Origin of the sequence: uncultured Pseudoramibacter sp., from assembly GCF_903789625.1 — a bacterium.
In the GTDB taxonomy this organism is placed as follows: domain Bacteria; phylum Bacillota; class Clostridia; order Eubacteriales; family Eubacteriaceae; genus Pseudoramibacter; species Pseudoramibacter fermentans.
This window is the reverse complement of the sequence record NZ_CAIFFF010000003.1, coordinates 82,385-98,492: the sequence shown is the minus strand read 5'-3', so window position 1 is coordinate 98,492 and position 16,108 is coordinate 82,385. Positions and strand designations below refer to the sequence as shown.

The window sequence follows — 16,108 nt, the reverse complement described above, 5'->3', positions numbered from 1 at the left end:
TCTAGTTAATATTTCTTTTTAATTTTATCACTAACTCTGCTTTTTTTATATCCTTTTTTTGTTGTTCTTTCGGAATCTTTGAATATATGATCCCCTTCTTCAATTTTGAGTGAACCACATCGATTTCATTAAATATTTCCAATATCGCAAGCAGCTTAAAACAGTTCAAGGTTTTATTCCGATCCATCAAGGCATCAAATTTCACACCGTTTTCTGCATATTTTTTCAACATTTTATAAACCCAGACTGTTTCTTCCCGATTCGGTAAAATATCTTTTTGATCGTACTGCCAAATCGGCAGTTCCTTGATCACAGCATCCGACGCATTTTTGAGGATTTTCAAATATTGCCAGCATTTTTCATGATCAAATAATTCTGGAATTAAAATATTTTTTACCATCAGTTCAATTTGATCGTTTCCCATAAAATGATTGACTTTTGGAACAGCCAAAACATCGATGCCTTCGTCATAGTCTCTCAGTAAAGCGGATGCCAGTTTCCCCTGCGAAAAGGCAATGCACCTAAAATCCCCATCTTTAAAGCTTAAATGCGCCTGATCCTGTCCCATCGTTTTAACTTCCTCGGGATAAATATGGCTTAACCGAAAAAGCGGGCTCGGATTTTTCACGCCGTAGGGTTCACACATGGAAATGCAATCCATCAATTCCCAGTCAATATCGTTTTCTGAAAGATCGCCGTCGTAATAAATTTTTTTAATCAGATTTATTCTCGAATGATTTTTCTTGGCCCATTCTTTCAAAAATGATTCTAATTTAGGAATATTCTCCTCTTTAATTGAAAACCCGGCTGCCATCTCGTGACCGCCATAGGTTTCGAACAGCTCGGAACAGCCCGACAGCGCTTCGAAAATATTAATGCCTTCAACACTGCGGCAGCTCCCTCTTGCAATCCCGTCTTCATCGATTCCCATCACAATAACAGGGTGGTACCAAATTTCCTGAATTTTACTGGCGACAATGCCAATCACGCCCGAATGCCAGTTTTTCCCAGCAGCGCAGATAAAAACTTCTTGATATTTCTTTTGCGATTTAATGGCCTGCACCGCTTCATTGTAAATCTGAGCTTCAATTTCCTGACGTTTTTCGTTTTCGTCTTTTAAGAATTCTGCAACTTGATTGACCTGCGCAACATCTTTTTTCGTATACAAATCCACAACGCAGTCCGCTTCGCCCAGCCGGCCTGCCGCGTTAATCTTAGGTGCTAATACAAAACCAATATTACCCGACGTCACTTCCTGCACATTTGAGACCTGAGCCAGCGCCTGAATCCCAGCATTTTTACAATCGGTATTAATCGACTCAATACCCATTTTAACAATCAGACGGTTTTCGTCTTGAAGCGGCACAATATCCGCGACCGTCGCTATCGCCGCACATTCCAGATAATTGCTCAAATCGCGCGTCTGGCCTTGCCCTTCCTCCAGCGCCTGCACGCATTTAAAAGCAAGGCCTGCGCCGCAAAGTTCAGAAAATAGATACTGAGAATCGGGACGTTTCGCATCGATCACAGCGACTGCCTTCGGCAGTTCTCCCTGACACTCGTGATGGTCTGTGACAATCACATCAACTCCATGTTCTGCAGCGTAGGCAATTTCGTCCTTCGCTGCTATGCCGTTATCGACCGTCACGATCAGCTTCACGCCGCAATCGATTAATTTGCGAACGGCCTCAATGTTCATGCCGTACCCTTCGATTAAACGATTGGGAATTTTGTGCATGACATCCATACCGAGTGATTTAAAATAATCGACCAAAATCGATACGGCAGTTGTGCCATCGACATCGTAATCACCGTAAACGCAGACCTTTTCACCGTTTTCCTTGGCCGATAAGATCCGCTCAACAGCCTTTTGCATATCTGGCAGATCCCATGGATTGTGAAAATCCTCTACGTTGGGCTCTAAATAAGCCATGGCCTCCATGCCATTTCGGCACCCCCGTGCTGCAGCAATTTTTGCAACAGCTCTTGGAATATTGCATTCCTCTGCAATTTCATCGATCACAGCCGCTAATTCAGGTTGGCTGGAATCAATTCGCTCACACCATATCTCTTGCAATGACTTTCTCCTTTTTACAGATAACAAAAGGCCGAACAATTACGTTCGACCTTTATTTCATCATTAGACTTCAATCTTTTCAACCTTCCGACGGTTCTTTTGTCCGCGCCGTGATCTTTTCTGCATTTTAGTGTTAAATTTAGATTTAGATGATTTTTTCTGAAAAATGACCCACAGCGGACTTGCGACAAAAATTGAAGAGTAACATCCACAGGTGATCCCAACGATCAACGGCAGCGCAAAATCACGTATCGCATCGACGGCGAATATATACAACGCGATGATTGCCACCAACGTTGTCGCAACGGTATTGATGCTTCGCCTCATGGTCTGCGTAACGCTAAGATCAACTAAATTGGTTAACTCCTGTTCGTTGCTCATACCGATGAAGCCTTCATTTTCTCTGATGCGGTCAAATACAACGATGGTGTCGTTGATCGAGTAACCCAATATTGTCAAAATCGCTGCAATAAATGGAGAATTGACTTGAATTTGGAACAGTGCGTATACACCAATGACGATAACGATGTCGTGAATCAACGCCAAAACCGCAGACAACCCAAAATAAAATTCAAATCGAATCGTCACGTATACCAGCATCAGGACGACCGCCACAATCGATGCAATGATTGTATTCCGTGTCGTTTCTGCCCCCACGCTGGCGGTAATGTTATCAACTGAGACCAAATCCTTGTTACTCAAATTGTATTTTTTCTTAAAAGACGTAAATAATTTTTTCTGCTGGCTGTTCGATAAACTTTCTTTTGTGCTGATCACGACCTCATGCTTTTTTTTGCCCGAATAAGTGATATCAGCCGATTTATCATAGGCATTCGTAATCGTTCTGATGTCCTTGGTATTAAAGGTCTGATGCAGATCAATCGTCACGATGGTGCCGCCGACAAAATCAATGCCGTAATTCAATCCTCGAATCAGAATCGCACCGACTGCAACCGCGATCATAATCAGTGAAATAGAGAGCCAGATTTTAGTCTTTTCAATAATCGGAATTTTTTTCTCAATGTTCAAATCTGCCCTCCATTATATACCGTAGAATTTTGGATTCTGAATTAAATTGGTGTTTAAGAACAATTTAATCAGCTGACGAGTCACGACAACAGCCGTAAACATCGACAGAATAATCCCGACGACCAGCGTCAAAGCAAACCCCTGAGCTGAGCCCGTCCCCATGAAAAAGAGCACGAAACCAGCAATCAAGGTGGTCACATTTGAGTCGACAATCGAACGCATCGCGTTTTTAAAACCAGCATTCACTGAACTGGAAAGTGACTGTCCCATGTTTCTCGATTCTTCTTTGATTCGTTCGAAGATGATGACATTGGCGTCAACAGCCATCCCAATGGTCAAAATCATGCCGGCGATCCCTGGCAGTGTCAATGTGACGTTCATTAAAGACATCACTACTAAATCGAGCATAACAAAAACCAGTAATGCTAAATCTGCAATGATGCCCAGTCCTCTGTAAAAGACGAGCATAAAAACGAGAACGGCTGCGACCCCAATCACACCGGCAAAAATACTCTGGTCGAGTGAATTGGCCCCCAAAGTCGGACCGACTGTCGACGCCTGAACTGTAGTTAGCTTAACCGGCAGTGCCCCGCCGCGAATCAGAGAAGCCAAATTCCCTGCTTCGTCCATATCAGAGCTGCCTTCGATGACGGCTTCGCCATCGGTAATCGCCTGGTTGACCGTTGGCGAAGAAATAACTTCGTCGTCCAATTTAATGGTAATCTGCTGTCCGATATATTTTTGTGTCGCTTCGGCAAATGCTTTCTTTCCCTTGCTGTCAAATTTTAATGTGACAACAGGCTGTTCGACCCCGCTGCTCGTTTTCTGTGTGACAGCCTTTGAATCTGTCACGTGGGTGCCAGTTAAGATAGTCTTGCCATCCGGCCCGACAAATTTAAGCTGAGCAGTTCGGCCAATCAAGTCAAGTGCTTCCTGTTGATTTTGTATCGAAGGAATCTGAACGCGGATCCGTTTTTTCCCCTGACGTGTCACTGTTGCTTCCGATACGCCGAGAGAATCGACACGATTTTTCAGTGCCGAAACCGTTCCTTCCATTTTCGAGTCGGTCAGCTTTTTCCCTTTAGTCGGCTTTGCCTGAAGCACCACGTTGACGCCGCCTGTCAAATCCAGACCGTAATGCATATTTTCCTTGATATTCCCGATATCGTACACGCCAACTGAAATACCGTGGAAAAGCACAACCATACAAAATATAAGAATAGCAACAAAAGCGAAAAATCCAACCGTGCTTTTCGTGTTGATTTTCTTTTTCACTTATTTTTCCTCTTTCAATTGTGCCGTGTAATGGTGAAGTCTGCTAAGGCAGACGTCTTTTCCTAAAACATCCATGATTAAGGCAAGATCAGGGCCATGCATGCTTCCAGTTAAAATCAGACGAATCGGCATGTAAAGCGCCTTCCCTTTTATTTTTTCTTGTTTGTGTTCTTTTTGGATCGCCTTAATAATATCTTTCTGGATATATGCCGCGTTCCATTGATCCGCCGCAGTCATTTTTTCATCTAAGGCGCTGCATAGAATCGGCACTGTTTCAGCGTTCAGAATGTCCTGAGCTTCATCAGAGGTATCAATCTGGTAATCGTCGTCCAATATTTGTGCGAGCTGTTCAGGCGCCTGTGCAAAGTAATCGATGCGGTCTCTTAAAAGCTCAGCTACTTTTTCCAACCATACTGTTTTGTCTGATTCTGAATCCGTCTGAATCATCCCGGCCTTTTCCAAAAACGGCTGAATGCCATCAACGATGGTGTCGACAGATGCTTTTTTGATATACTGGCCATTCATCCAATTGAGCTTTTCTCTATCAAAGACGGCTCCGGAATTGCTGATCCGATGGATGTCAAAGGCCTTTTCCAATTCTTCCAACGAGAAAATTTCCTGATCGTCTTCCGGACTCCAGCCAAGCAGCGCGAGGAAATTAACCAGCGCTTTAGGCAGGTAGCCTTTTGCTAAGAAGTCACCAACCGCGACATCTCCCTGACGCTTACTTAATTTCTTATGATCTTCATTGAGAATGTTAGACAAATGAACAAAGGTCGGCGGCTGCCAGCCGAAACACTGATAGAGGTACACGTGCTTCGGTGTAGACGGGAGCCATTCTTCTCCTCTGATCACGTGGGTGATTTTCATCAGGTGATCATCGATGACTACCGCAAAATGATATGTCGGGAATCCATCTTCTTTGATTAAGACCTGGTCGTCCATTTCCTTCGTGTTAATCGTGATTTTGCCTCGCACGACATCGTCAAAGGTAATGTCGGTATTTTCCGGAAGCTTTAATCGAATCACATAAGGATCCCCGTTGGCGATTCTCTTCTGGACTTCTTCAGGAGATAAATTTCGGCAGTGGCCGTCGTAGCGCGGGGTTTCACCGGCTTTCTTCTGTTCTTCCCGTAATTGGGTCAAGCGCTCTTTGCTGCAGAAACAGTAATAAGCCTTTCCTTCGTCAATCAGCTGCTGAATGTATTTTTTATAAATATCCAGTCTTTCCGATTGAATGTACGGACCGTATTCGCCGTTTTCAATCGGCTTGCCGTCAACCAGCTGCAGGCCTTCATCAGGCACAACACCCGTTGTGTAAAGTGCATTTAAAAGATTTTCAACCGAACCTTCCTGATAACGTGTTCGGTCTGTATCTTCCAGCCGTAGTACAAATGTACCGTCATTTTGTTTTGCAAATAAATAATTATATAATGCAGTCCGCAAACTTCCGACATGGACATTGCCTGTCGGGCTCGGTGCAAAACGAACTCTAACCATTAATATCTTCTCCTTAGCGTTAATGTTGTTTGTTATTATATCATTTAAATGATGTCTTAGAACGGTTTTTTAATATTCCCGCATTACGAACAAGGACAGACGGCGGGAGCCATGAGAGCGCGCGATCGGCAAATTTGCTTTTGATTTCGCTCTCCGATAAGTTAAGAATCTCATCAAGCTTGACTGCGCTGTCTAACTCTGGTTTTTTCCCTTCCCGATTATTAAAAGGGCACACCCATTGGCAGATGTCACAGCCGTAAAGGAAATAACGTATTCTTTTTTCTTCCGTTTCTGTTAACTTCTTTTTCTGTGTCAGATAAGAGATGCATCGTTCGTAAAACAACTGGTATCCCCGATTACCCAAAGCATGACCCGGGCAGGCTTCGATACATCTTTGGCATTTCCCGCATTGGTTTGCCATAGGCGTGATTGCTTCGTGAACGATGGCCTTATCAATCAGAATTTGGCCAATATTCCACGCCGAACCAAATTGGGGGTGGATCAATAAATTGTTTTTCCCAAAAAATCCCAATCCCGCCTTCCAGGCGGACGCCTTGTCCATCAAACGGCTGTTGTCGACAAATTTTTTAACTTGAATCTCTGCCGACAACTCAGATTGGATCCGCGCACACAATGCGTCCATCTTTTCCATGACGACCTTATGGTAATCTTTCCCGCAGGTAACCGATGAAAAGTATCCGTAAGTGGTGAAATCCTCGATTTTTTGGGGAAACAGCGGATAAGGAATGCCAATCACAATGACCGATTTGACTTCCGGCATAACCGATTTAAAATCGATCCGGCGTTCAGGCTTTGTGCGCACAAAGGGAATCATCCCGTTGTTCTCCTGACGCCTTTGTTTTTCATAAGGCAGCATCTCCGTAATAGGCTCAGCGTCGATGATCCCAAGGATTGGAATATCGATTTTTTCTGCAAGCCTTCGAATTGCGTCTTCCGTCAGGGGCTCATTGTTTTGAATCATCAGCTATTTTGCTTTGAATAATCTGCCAGCAGGTTTCAACCCCTTCTTTTGAAACAGCCGAAAAAGGAATAACTGTGTCCGCTTCAACGTTCAATGAAGCCAGCAGCTGCCGTACAGATTTTTTCTTTTTAGACGCAGATAATTTATCAAATTTTGTCAAAATGATGTGCGTCGGCAGATGATAATATTTCAGCCAATTGTACATGAGCGCATCGTCTTCTGTGGGTTCATGGCGGCTGTCGATCAACAAAAAGACATTCTTGAGATTTTCGCGGTTGAGCAGATAATTTTCAATCATCTCACCCCACTTCTGCTTTTCCTTTCGCGACACCTTGGCGTAACCGTATCCGGGCATATCGACGAACCGGAAAAGGTCATTAATTTGATAAAAATTCATGGTCTGTGTTTTACCTGGCTTTGAACTGGTTCTTGCCAGATGCTGGCGGTTAATTAACGTATTGATCAGCGAAGACTTGCCCACATTCGAACGGCCAAGCAAAACAATTTCCGGCAGCGCATCATTTGGGTATTGTTTTTCCGAAACCGCGCTGATCACAATTTCTGCTTTATTTACTTTCATCAAATTCACCAAATACAAATTGAATGACTTCACTCATTTTTTCAACCGGATGAATTTCCAACTTTCCGAGCACGCTTTCTGGAATGTCGTCTAAATCCTTTTGATTTTCCTTAGGGATCAACACGCGGGTAATGGATGCGCGGCTGGCCGCCGTTAATTTTTCCCGCAGCCCGCCAATCGGCAGTACGCGTCCCAATAAGGTGATTTCACCAGTCATCGCAATATCCTGAGGCACCGGACGGCCAGTTAACGCCGAAATAAGCGCTGTTGCCATCGTGATCCCAGCTGATGGCCCATCCTTGGGAACGGCTCCCTCCGGCACGTGAATGTGAATGTCCTTGTTCGAGATGAAATCCGGGTCGATGTGCAATTGATTGGATACGGAGCGGATATAGCCAATGGCTGCCTTAATGGATTCCTGCATAACATCGCCCAATTTACCTGTGATGAAGGTTTTGCCGGTGCCGTTGACCGCGAGCGCTTCGATTTCGAGTGTTACGCCGCCGACAGCAGTCCAGGCCAGCCCGTTGACCAGACCAACAACGCTGCCGCTTTGAACCTTTTCAAAAGTAAATTTCTGTTTACCCAAGTATTTTTCAAGGTTTCTGACATTGATCTGATTTTTTGCTTTGGCGCCGCTGACGACATTTTTCGCCGCGATCCGGCAGGCCTTCGCAATTTCCCGTTCCAGCTCACGTACACCGGATTCTCTCGTGTAATACTCGATCGTGTTCCGAATAGCGCCTTCGCTGAAAGTGATTTGTTTCTTGGTAAGGCCATTTTCTTTGATTTGCTTCGGAATGAGGTATTTTTTCGCAATCACCTCTTTTTCATCCTCGATGTAGCCATTCACCTCGATGATTTCCATGCGATCCAGCAGCGGCCTCGGGATCGTCGACAGGCTGTTGGCCGTCGCAATGAACAAGACGTGGGACAAATCAAAGGGAAGCTCCAGATAATTGTCGGTAAACGTGCTGTTCTGCTCTGGATCTAACACTTCAAGCAATGCGGAGGCCGGATCGCCTCGGAAATTTTGACTGATCTTATCGACCTCATCAAGCAAAAACAGCGGATTACTGCTGCCAGCTTGGCGGATATGGTAAATGATGCGGCCAGGTATTGCCCCGATGTAGGTCCGGCGATGCCCCCTGATTTCCGCTTCATCGCTTAGGCCGCCCAGAGACATCCGAACGTATTTTCGATTGAGCGCTTCGGCAATGGATTTAGCGATCGACGTTTTGCCAACGCCCGGAGGCCCAACAAGACAGAGAATCGGTGCTTTTAACGACTGCGTCAGCTGAAGCACAGAAATATACTCTAAAATCCGCTCTTTCACGTTGTCCAGCGCGTAATGATCCCGGTTAAGAATTTTTCGCGCCTGATTGACGTCGATGATCTCTTCCGTGGATTCACCCCACGGCAGTGACAGGATCCAATCCAGATAATCCTGAATGACACCGGCCTCCGGCATGCCCGGCTGTGTCTTAGATAACCGTTTCAGCTCGTTTTCCGCCTTATTTTTAACTGTAGGACTTAAATTTTTCGCATCAATCTTTTTTTGATATGCCTCAATGACGCTTTCTTCACCTGTCGCGTGATTTAATTCGTTTTGCAGGACCTTGATTTGTTCCCGCAAAACGTATTCACGCTGATTTTTTTCGATCTCAGAACGGACCTTTTCGCTAATACTCTGCTTGATCTTGTAAGTGGAGAGTTCCCTCACCATTTCCTGATAGACCAGCATTAAACGATGATCCCCATCAAATTCCTGAAGAATTTCCTGAGCCTTTTCATGAGATAACGGAATATTCGCGCAAATTAAATCGATTAGATGATCCGGTTCATCCAGTAATTCTAAGGTATTCTGCACATTTTCAGAGGCATTTTTTGTCTGATGCATATAACTCACAAAGGTTTCTTCAACAAGTTTTAAAAGCGTTTGGCTTTCAGAATCGTTGGAGAAAGTGGATTCTTTAGGCTGAACTGAAACCATAAAAAAGGGATCGTCCTGTATCCAATAGTCGATCACACCCCGCTGCAATACCTCAACCAGCACACGGGCGTAGTCGTTAGGCAACTTTAATACCTGCTTCACCTTCGCGATGCACCCTACTGAATAAATGTCATATCGGTAGGGCGCGTTCACACCGATGTCCTTTTGCTCAGATAAAAAAGCCAGCTGGTCTGCCTGCATGCAGTATTCGAGTGCTTTGAGGGATTTGCTTCCGTTTAAATCGAAATGCAGAATCATTCCCGGAAACAAATTCATAGACTTAACAGGAATAAGCGGCAGATCTTTTGAAGTCTCTGCCTGGCTATTGTTCAATGGATCATTTTGGTTCTCTTGATCAATATGCATTTCCTTATTCTCATTTTCCATACACAATCTCCTTTAATTCTATGTTAAAAAAGGCAATCTTCACAAAGATTGCCTTGAATTTCTATGGATTATTTATGAAGCGCTTTCTTTTTCATTGTCAGCTTTTTTCTTTTGAGCGTTCCGATAGATTTTAGGCTTGCCCTTTCCCAAAACCATCTGTTTGGTAATGACTACCTTCGTCACGTCTGGGTCTGAAGGAAGCGCATACATCAAGTCACGCATCAGCGTTTCGATAATGCCGCGCAGTCCCCGCGCGCCTGTCTTGTTTTCCAGCGATTGAACCGCAATTTCTTCAATTGCACCCTTTTCAAACTGGAGATCGACATCTTCAAGCCTAAATAATTTTTGATACTGTTTGACCAATGCATCCTTCGGCTCTGTTAAAATATTGATCAATGCCTTTTTATCCAAATGATCAAGTGTCGCGATGACCGGCACTCGGCCGATAAATTCAGGGATCAAGCCAAACCGCAGTAAATCATGTGGCATGATCTGTTTCATCAATTTGTCTGATTCGATTTCAGAGCTGCTTTGAATGATCGCGCCAAAGCCGATGGACCCCTTTTCCATTCTCTTTGCAATGATTTTTTCGATGCCATCGAATGCGCCACCACAAATGAATAGAATATTCTTGGTATCAATTTGGATGAATTCCTGCTGCGGATGTTTACGGCCGCCTTGCGGCGGCACGTTTGCAACTGTGCCTTCCAGGATTTTCAGCAGCGCCTGCTGAACACCTTCACCGCTGACATCCCGCGTGATCGAAGGGTTTTCATTCTTACGCGAAATTTTATCAATTTCGTCGATGTAGATAATGCCCTTTTCGGCCTTTTCAACATTCATGTCCGCCGCCTGGAGCAGCTTCAACAAAATATTTTCAACATCTTCGCCCACATATCCCGCTTCAGTCAATGTGGTCGCGTCCGCAATTGCGAAAGGCACGTTCAGCATCTTCGCCAAGGTTTGTGCAAGCAACGTTTTGCCAGAACCGGTCGGACCCACTAAAAGAATGTTGCTTTTCTGGATTTCAACACCATCGTCATCATCATTGAGTGAATTGATCCGCTTATAATGATTATAGACAGCAACGGCCAGCTGTTTCTTCGCTTCATCCTGACCAATGACATAATCATCAAGATACTGTTTGATTTCCTGAGGTTTCGGTATTTCCGAGTAGGTTACTGTTTTCTCTTCTTCTTCGCTGTCAATAATTTCCTGGCAAAGTGATACACATTCGTCACAAATGTAGACGCCTGGACCGGCAACCATTCTTTTTACCTGTGACTGTGTTTTACCACAAAATGAGCATCTCACTTGATTGATTCCATCTGTATAATCAAATTCTGACATTCGTTCTCTCCCTCTGTGGGTAATAAGTCATAAAATTATTCACGGGAAGTAATCACTTGATCGATTAAACCGTACGCTTTCGCTTCTTCAGCTGTCATGAAATGATCCCGGTCTGTGTCTTTTTTAATTGTTTTCAACGGCTGACCCGTATTTTCACTCAATATGCGATTTAATTTTTCTTTTGTCTGCATCAAGTGCTTCGCGTGAATTTCAACGTCAGAGCTCTGTCCTTGAGCTCCTCCCAATGGCTGATGAATCATAATTTCGGAATTCGGAAGCGCCTGACGTTTTCCTTTTGCGCCTGCTGCAAGTAAGAATGCCCCCATTGACGCGGCCATTCCGTAGCAGAGCGTACAGACATCGCATTTAATGAAATTCATTGTGTCCATAATTGCAAAGCCCGCGGAAACGGATCCTCCCGGACTGTTGATATACATATAGATATCTTGGTCCGGGTCTTCGCCTTCGAGAAAAATTAACTGTGCTACCAATAATCCCGCTGATTCGTCTGTGATTTCACCATCTAAAAAAACGATACGTTCTTTCAGCAGACGAGAATAAATGTCGAAGGAGCGTTCGCCCAATCCCGTCTGCTCGACAACCATCGGAACTAGATTCATTTTAGTCTTCCTTTTCTGCTTCTGTGTCTGCTTTTTCTTCTGATTCTTTTGCTTTCGCTTCTTGTTTCGCTTCAAAATCTTCAACCTGATTGGCTGAGTCGACTAATAAATCTAAAGCTTTGCGGCGTTTAAGGGTATCCGTGATGTATTCCATCATCTGATCATCTAATGATTCCTTATACTTTTCGAATTCCTGGTTAAACGCATGTGCGTATTCTTTGATTTCGTCATCGATTTCTTCTTCAGAAGGTTCGATTGCTTCAGCCTTGCCGATTGCTTCAAGTACTAAATCTGCTTTGATGTTTCTTTCTGCATCCGGTGCCATGGACTGTCTGAAGACTTCTTTGCTCTGGCCTGTAAATTTGAAATAATTTTCCATCGTGAGGCCCTGACCTGACATCTGGCGCTGGAGATTTTCATAATCACGGTCGACTTCTTCATCGATCATCATTTCTGGAATATCCATTTCTGCATTCTGAACCGCGTAATCCAGCGCAGCTTGTCTTGCCGTGTTGAGTCTTGCTTCTTTCTTTTCGTTCGCAATCTTATCCTTCAGATCGTTCTTCAATTCATCTAAAGTGTCAAATTCACTGACATCCTTTGCGAATTCATCGTCAAGTTCTGGAAGTTCCTTTCTCTGAACTTCAACGACATGTACCTTGAAGACAGCGTCTTTGCCCTTGAGATCTTCTGCGTGATAATCTTCTGGGAACGTCACGTTGACGTCTTTGTCTTCGCCCGCCTTAACGCCAACTAATTGATCTTCGAATCCTGGGATAAAGGTATTGCTGCCCAGTTCCAGGCTGTAGCCTTCGTCTTTTCCGCCATCAAACGGAACGCCGTCAACAGAACCTTCGTAGTCAATCACGACAGTGTCGCCGCTTTTCGCTTCTGCCTGATCATCTGTAACCAGTCTAGAGTTCTGATTCTGCATCTGTTTCAAACGTGCTTCAACATCTGCATCGTCAACAGGCTGTTCTAAGACTGGAATTTCAGCGCCTTTATAATCGCCGAGTTTAACTTCCGGTTTTACGGCAACTTTAACAATAAAGGTCGCGCCATTGTCCCCTACATCTTCAACCTTTTCGAGAGACGGACGAGTTACCGGGTCAATTTCGACTTCCTTGATCGCATCCTGATAAGTTTCTGGGAATGCGAATTCAATGGCATCTTCTAAGAAAACTTCTTTGCCGTAGTGCGCTTCGATCACTTTTCTCGGTGCTTTTCCCTTGCGGAAGCCCTGAATGGTGAAATACTTTTTATTTTTTTTGTACGATTGATCCATCGCCTTCTGGAATTTATCCTGTGGGATACTCATTTCCAGTTTAACGACATTTTTTTCATTTTCAAGAATCTTTGCAGTCATTTTATCCTCCAAACCACTATTTATTACTCTTATTCAATTTTTAAAGTATAACATACGCGTTTTTCTCAATCAAGGAAAAAACTTTGATTCATCCTGTGCTAAATCAGCCGTTTCCTCAAAATTGACATTTTTTTAACCGGCTTATCGAATTCCAGTTGATAATGCATCTTCGCGTGAGGGGTCGACGCAATTGCATTGCCCTTCTCATCAAATAAATGCTTCACTTGACAGGAAAGAAATAATTCATTCTGCCCGCTTTGTCCCGGTTGAATCACTTCGATGTGATCGCCCACTGAGATCTTGCCGCGCTGTTCAACCAGCATTCTGCCATTTCCCGAAAAATCTTCCAATACAACACCCGAAAAATCGTAATTGCGCGTGTAACTGCTGCTGCCGAAATTTTCAGCATCGGCTGTCGGCTTGTGGTCGAAAAAGGCAGTGGTGTAATGGCGGTGGCTGACCTTGGTCAGTTCCTCAACCCAAGCGTGCGGCACTGTGAAATCAGGATCAGCCAGCGCAGCATCGATGATTCGGCGATAAATCGACACCACCGTCGCGACGTAAAAAGCGCTTTTCATACGGCCTTCAATTTTAAAACTGTTGACGCCAAATTTGATCAATTCCGGAATCCTTTCTGCAAGGCAGAGATCTTTTGAGTTCATAATAAACGTCCCAATCTTATCTTCTTCAATTGGGAAAAATTCACCTGGACGCTTCGATTCCTCTAATCGATATTGCCACCTGCAGGGCTGCGCACAGTCTCCCCTATTGCCATCTCTCCCTGTCAAATAATGAGACAGTAGACAGCGCCCGCTGTAAGAAATGCACATCGCGCCATGGACAAAGGTTTCGATTTCCATCTGATCAGGTCTGTTTTGGCAAATATTTTGAATTTCCTTTCCCGACAACTCCCGCGCAAGCACGATTCGCGACGCGCCTAAATCGTGCCAGAATTTCACAGTCCGGCTATTGACGTTATTCGCCTGCGTGCTGACTGATATTTTCATATTCGGCGCATTCTCGCGGACGAGCGTAAATACCCCAGGATCCGCAACGAGCACCTCATCGACGTGAATCTGATCTAAAAACCGAATGTAGTCGCTCAATCCCTCAAAATCTTCATCGTGTGGGATCATATTGAGCGTTACAAAAATCTTTTTATCTCTTTTGTGGGTATACGCGACAGCTTCTTTAAGAGTCTCTTCGTCAAAGTTGTCTGCCCTGGCGCGCAGTCCAAATTTCTTCCCTGCGCAGTAAACAGCATCTGCGCCGTATGCGAGCGCATATTTTAACTTTTCAAAATTTCCTGCCGGCGCTAATAATTCCGGCGTTTTGGTTTGATTCATTTTCCTTCCTCAAAAAAAGCACGCGGCTGCGTGCTTTTAATTATTTAATTATTTAAATATTTATCGACGTTCGCCTGATGATCCTGCAGGTTATTTGCGTAATAGGTCTTTCCAGATGAGTCGGAAACAAAATACAAATAATCTGTTTTAGCCGGACTAATCGCGGCCTTAATGGACTTTAAGCTCGGTGAACAGATCGGCCCAATTGGCATGCCCGTATTGGCGTAAGTATTGTACGGAGAATCGACCTTCAAATCGCTATTGGTGATATTGGTTTTCTTTTCGCCCAATGCGTAATTCACAGTCGCATCGGACTGCAGTTTCATGTTTTTCGCCAAACGATTATAAAACACAGATGCAATTTTCGGTTTGTCACTGTCTAATTTTGACTCCATCTCAATTAATGAGGCCATTGTCAAAATTTGATCGACCGTTTGATGATTGTCCGATATTTTCTTCAGCATCGCGTCTGAAAATTTGCTCTGGGTATTAGCAAGCATCTTTGACACCACCGTAGCCGCACTGCTGTTTGAAGTAAATTGATAGGTGTCCGCAAACAGATAGCCTTCCATCGGGGTACGCCCTTCTGCGTTATCCGGATAGGAGCTTAAAATCGAATAATTTTTTTTATACTCCGATACCTTTTTCGTCTCGTTGATGAAATCCGCTGAGGAACAGATATGACGCGATTCCAGAATCGCACCGATTTCCTTGATGTTCTTGCCTTCTGGAATGGTGATCGCCACCGCACCATCGTAATCCTTGCCGTTTAACATCGCGTTAAAAATGTCAACTGATGACATTGATGGCGTAAAACGATAGTTCGCCGCCTTAATCTGCTTAATGCCCCGGCTGTGTCTGCCCGCGTAGCTCTGAAAGACCATACGGTTTTTAATCAGACCACTGTCGTACAAAATTTTTGCAATATCATCGATATTGGAGCCTTCAGGAATTTCGACAATAATTTTTTTCTTGCTGCTGCTGACCGGTTCAAGCTGGCTGTTGTAATAAATCCGCCACCCGGCGCAAAGCCCCACCGCACAAAGCGCGATCACAATAATCGTAATGAAAACCTTTCGACGGGAACGCTTCATTTGTTCTTTGATTTTTTCAGAATCGGCGAAAAGATTTTTCGTCTCATTCTCGTTAGTTGTATGCTCATCAAATAGAGAAGATTGATCTTTCTTCGCCATGGTTACGCTCCTGTGATATTACCTAACACACCGTTAAAAGCACTCGAATCAAAGCCGACCGCGCCTGCAATGCGTTCCGCCAGTGTTTTTAATACCGGCATAATCGCCATTTGCGCTTGGAAAAATTCAGCAACTTCTGGAATGGTCAGCAATTCCCTCGTTTTTTGATTAAATTTTTCAATTTCTTCCTGGGACAATGGCATCCCCATCGCCTGACGCGCCTGCGTCATCGCCTGTTCACGCAAATAGGCTTCCACCTTTTCTTTCATTTCCGGCACAGCGTCAATTTTCTGTTGAGCCGCCTTGAATCGCATGCATTCGGGTGAATTCTCAAGCTTTTTTGTGAATTCATCGATCTCATCGTAAATATTCATATTTCGTATTATTCTCCATCATATAACCAATAACAT

The 16,108-nt window shown here is 44.2% G+C and carries 13 protein-coding genes; all 13 read right to left on the bottom strand.

From position 1 onward, the window contains the following. Position 1: 1 nt before the first annotated feature. Complete coding sequence (gene recJ, locus QZX60_RS02890) at positions 2–2,104, bottom strand: single-stranded-DNA-specific exonuclease RecJ (RefSeq protein ID WP_295361181.1); 2,103 nt, start codon at positions 2,102–2,104, stop codon at positions 2–4. A 36-nt stretch (positions 2,105–2,140) separates the two neighbouring features. Further along, entirely contained in the window at positions 2,141–3,100 is a 960-nt protein-coding gene (gene secF / locus QZX60_RS02885) for a protein translocase subunit SecF (protein WP_295361380.1), read from the bottom strand. Between the two features lie 18 nt (positions 3,101–3,118). Next, on the bottom strand, positions 3,119–4,381 hold the full coding sequence (secD, locus tag QZX60_RS02880) for a protein translocase subunit SecD (RefSeq protein WP_295361178.1): 1,263 nt from the start codon (positions 4,379–4,381) through the stop codon (positions 3,119–3,121). Further along, positions 4,382–5,881, bottom strand: a complete 1,500-nt coding sequence (gene gltX / locus QZX60_RS02875) for a glutamate--tRNA ligase (RefSeq protein ID WP_295361176.1) — start codon at positions 5,879–5,881, stop codon at positions 4,382–4,384. It lies immediately after the preceding gene. A gap of 40 nt (positions 5,882–5,921) precedes the next feature. Beyond that, positions 5,922–6,863: a tRNA epoxyqueuosine(34) reductase QueG gene (queG, locus tag QZX60_RS02870; protein ID WP_295361173.1), complete on the bottom strand. Its 942-nt coding sequence runs from the start codon at positions 6,861–6,863 to the stop codon at positions 5,922–5,924. Continuing rightward, complete coding sequence (gene yihA, locus QZX60_RS02865; protein ID WP_295361171.1) at positions 6,847–7,443, bottom strand: ribosome biogenesis GTP-binding protein YihA/YsxC; 597 nt, start codon at positions 7,441–7,443, stop codon at positions 6,847–6,849. Before yihA ends, queG begins: the two co-directional genes overlap by 17 nt. Then, positions 7,430–9,823: an endopeptidase La gene (lon, locus tag QZX60_RS02860; protein WP_295361166.1), complete on the bottom strand. Its 2,394-nt coding sequence runs from the start codon at positions 9,821–9,823 to the stop codon at positions 7,430–7,432. The genes yihA and lon overlap by 14 nt, the downstream gene beginning before the upstream one ends. Positions 9,824–9,895: 72 nt before the next feature. Then, entirely contained in the window at positions 9,896–11,173 is a 1,278-nt protein-coding gene (gene clpX / locus QZX60_RS02855; RefSeq protein ID WP_295361164.1) for an ATP-dependent protease ATP-binding subunit ClpX, read from the bottom strand. 35 nt (positions 11,174–11,208) lie between these two features. Beyond that, positions 11,209–11,793, bottom strand: coding sequence for an ATP-dependent Clp endopeptidase proteolytic subunit ClpP (gene clpP, locus QZX60_RS02850; protein WP_235901577.1), 585 nt, complete (start codon positions 11,791–11,793; stop codon positions 11,209–11,211). Between the two features lies 1 nt (position 11,794). Beyond that, complete coding sequence (gene tig, locus QZX60_RS02845; RefSeq protein WP_295361160.1) at positions 11,795–13,159, bottom strand: trigger factor; 1,365 nt, start codon at positions 13,157–13,159, stop codon at positions 11,795–11,797. Positions 13,160–13,257: 98 nt separating this feature from the next. Continuing rightward, positions 13,258–14,505, bottom strand: a complete 1,248-nt coding sequence (locus QZX60_RS02840) for a U32 family peptidase (protein WP_295361157.1) — start codon at positions 14,503–14,505, stop codon at positions 13,258–13,260. 44 nt (positions 14,506–14,549) lie between these two features. Next, entirely contained in the window at positions 14,550–15,698 is a 1,149-nt protein-coding gene (gene mltG, locus QZX60_RS02835) for an endolytic transglycosylase MltG (RefSeq protein WP_295361154.1), read from the bottom strand. 2 nt (positions 15,699–15,700) lie between these two features. Beyond that, positions 15,701–16,072 (bottom strand): YlbF family regulator, encoded by a 372-nt coding sequence (locus QZX60_RS02830; protein WP_295361152.1) that lies wholly within the window; start codon positions 16,070–16,072, stop codon positions 15,701–15,703. Positions 16,073–16,108 lie beyond the last annotated feature (36 nt).

What these genes read in the sequence shown, in the direction of transcription:
- clpP (WP_235901577.1), bottom strand. Translation starts at nt 11,793, where the DNA reads ATGAATCTAGTTCCGATGGTTGTCGAGCAGACGGGATTGGGCGAACGC.
- QZX60_RS02840 (WP_295361157.1), bottom strand. Translation starts at nt 14,505, where the DNA reads ATGAATCAAACCAAAACGCCGGAATTATTAGCGCCGGCAGGAAATTTT.
- gltX (WP_295361176.1), bottom strand. Translation starts at nt 5,881, where the DNA reads ATGGTTAGAGTTCGTTTTGCACCGAGCCCGACAGGCAATGTCCATGTC.
- queG (WP_295361173.1), bottom strand. Translation starts at nt 6,863, where the DNA reads ATGATTCAAAACAATGAGCCCCTGACGGAAGACGCAATTCGAAGGCTT.
- QZX60_RS02830 (WP_295361152.1), bottom strand. Translation starts at nt 16,072, where the DNA reads ATGAATATTTACGATGAGATCGATGAATTCACAAAAAAGCTTGAGAAT.
- lon (WP_295361166.1), bottom strand. Translation starts at nt 9,823, where the DNA reads ATGGAAAATGAGAATAAGGAAATGCATATTGATCAAGAGAACCAAAAT.
- clpX (WP_295361164.1), bottom strand. Translation starts at nt 11,173, where the DNA reads ATGTCAGAATTTGATTATACAGATGGAATCAATCAAGTGAGATGCTCA.
- mltG (WP_295361154.1), bottom strand. Translation starts at nt 15,698, where the DNA reads ATGGCGAAGAAAGATCAATCTTCTCTATTTGATGAGCATACAACTAAC.
- yihA (WP_295361171.1), bottom strand. Translation starts at nt 7,443, where the DNA reads ATGAAAGTAAATAAAGCAGAAATTGTGATCAGCGCGGTTTCGGAAAAA.
- tig (WP_295361160.1), bottom strand. Translation starts at nt 13,159, where the DNA reads ATGACTGCAAAGATTCTTGAAAATGAAAAAAATGTCGTTAAACTGGAA.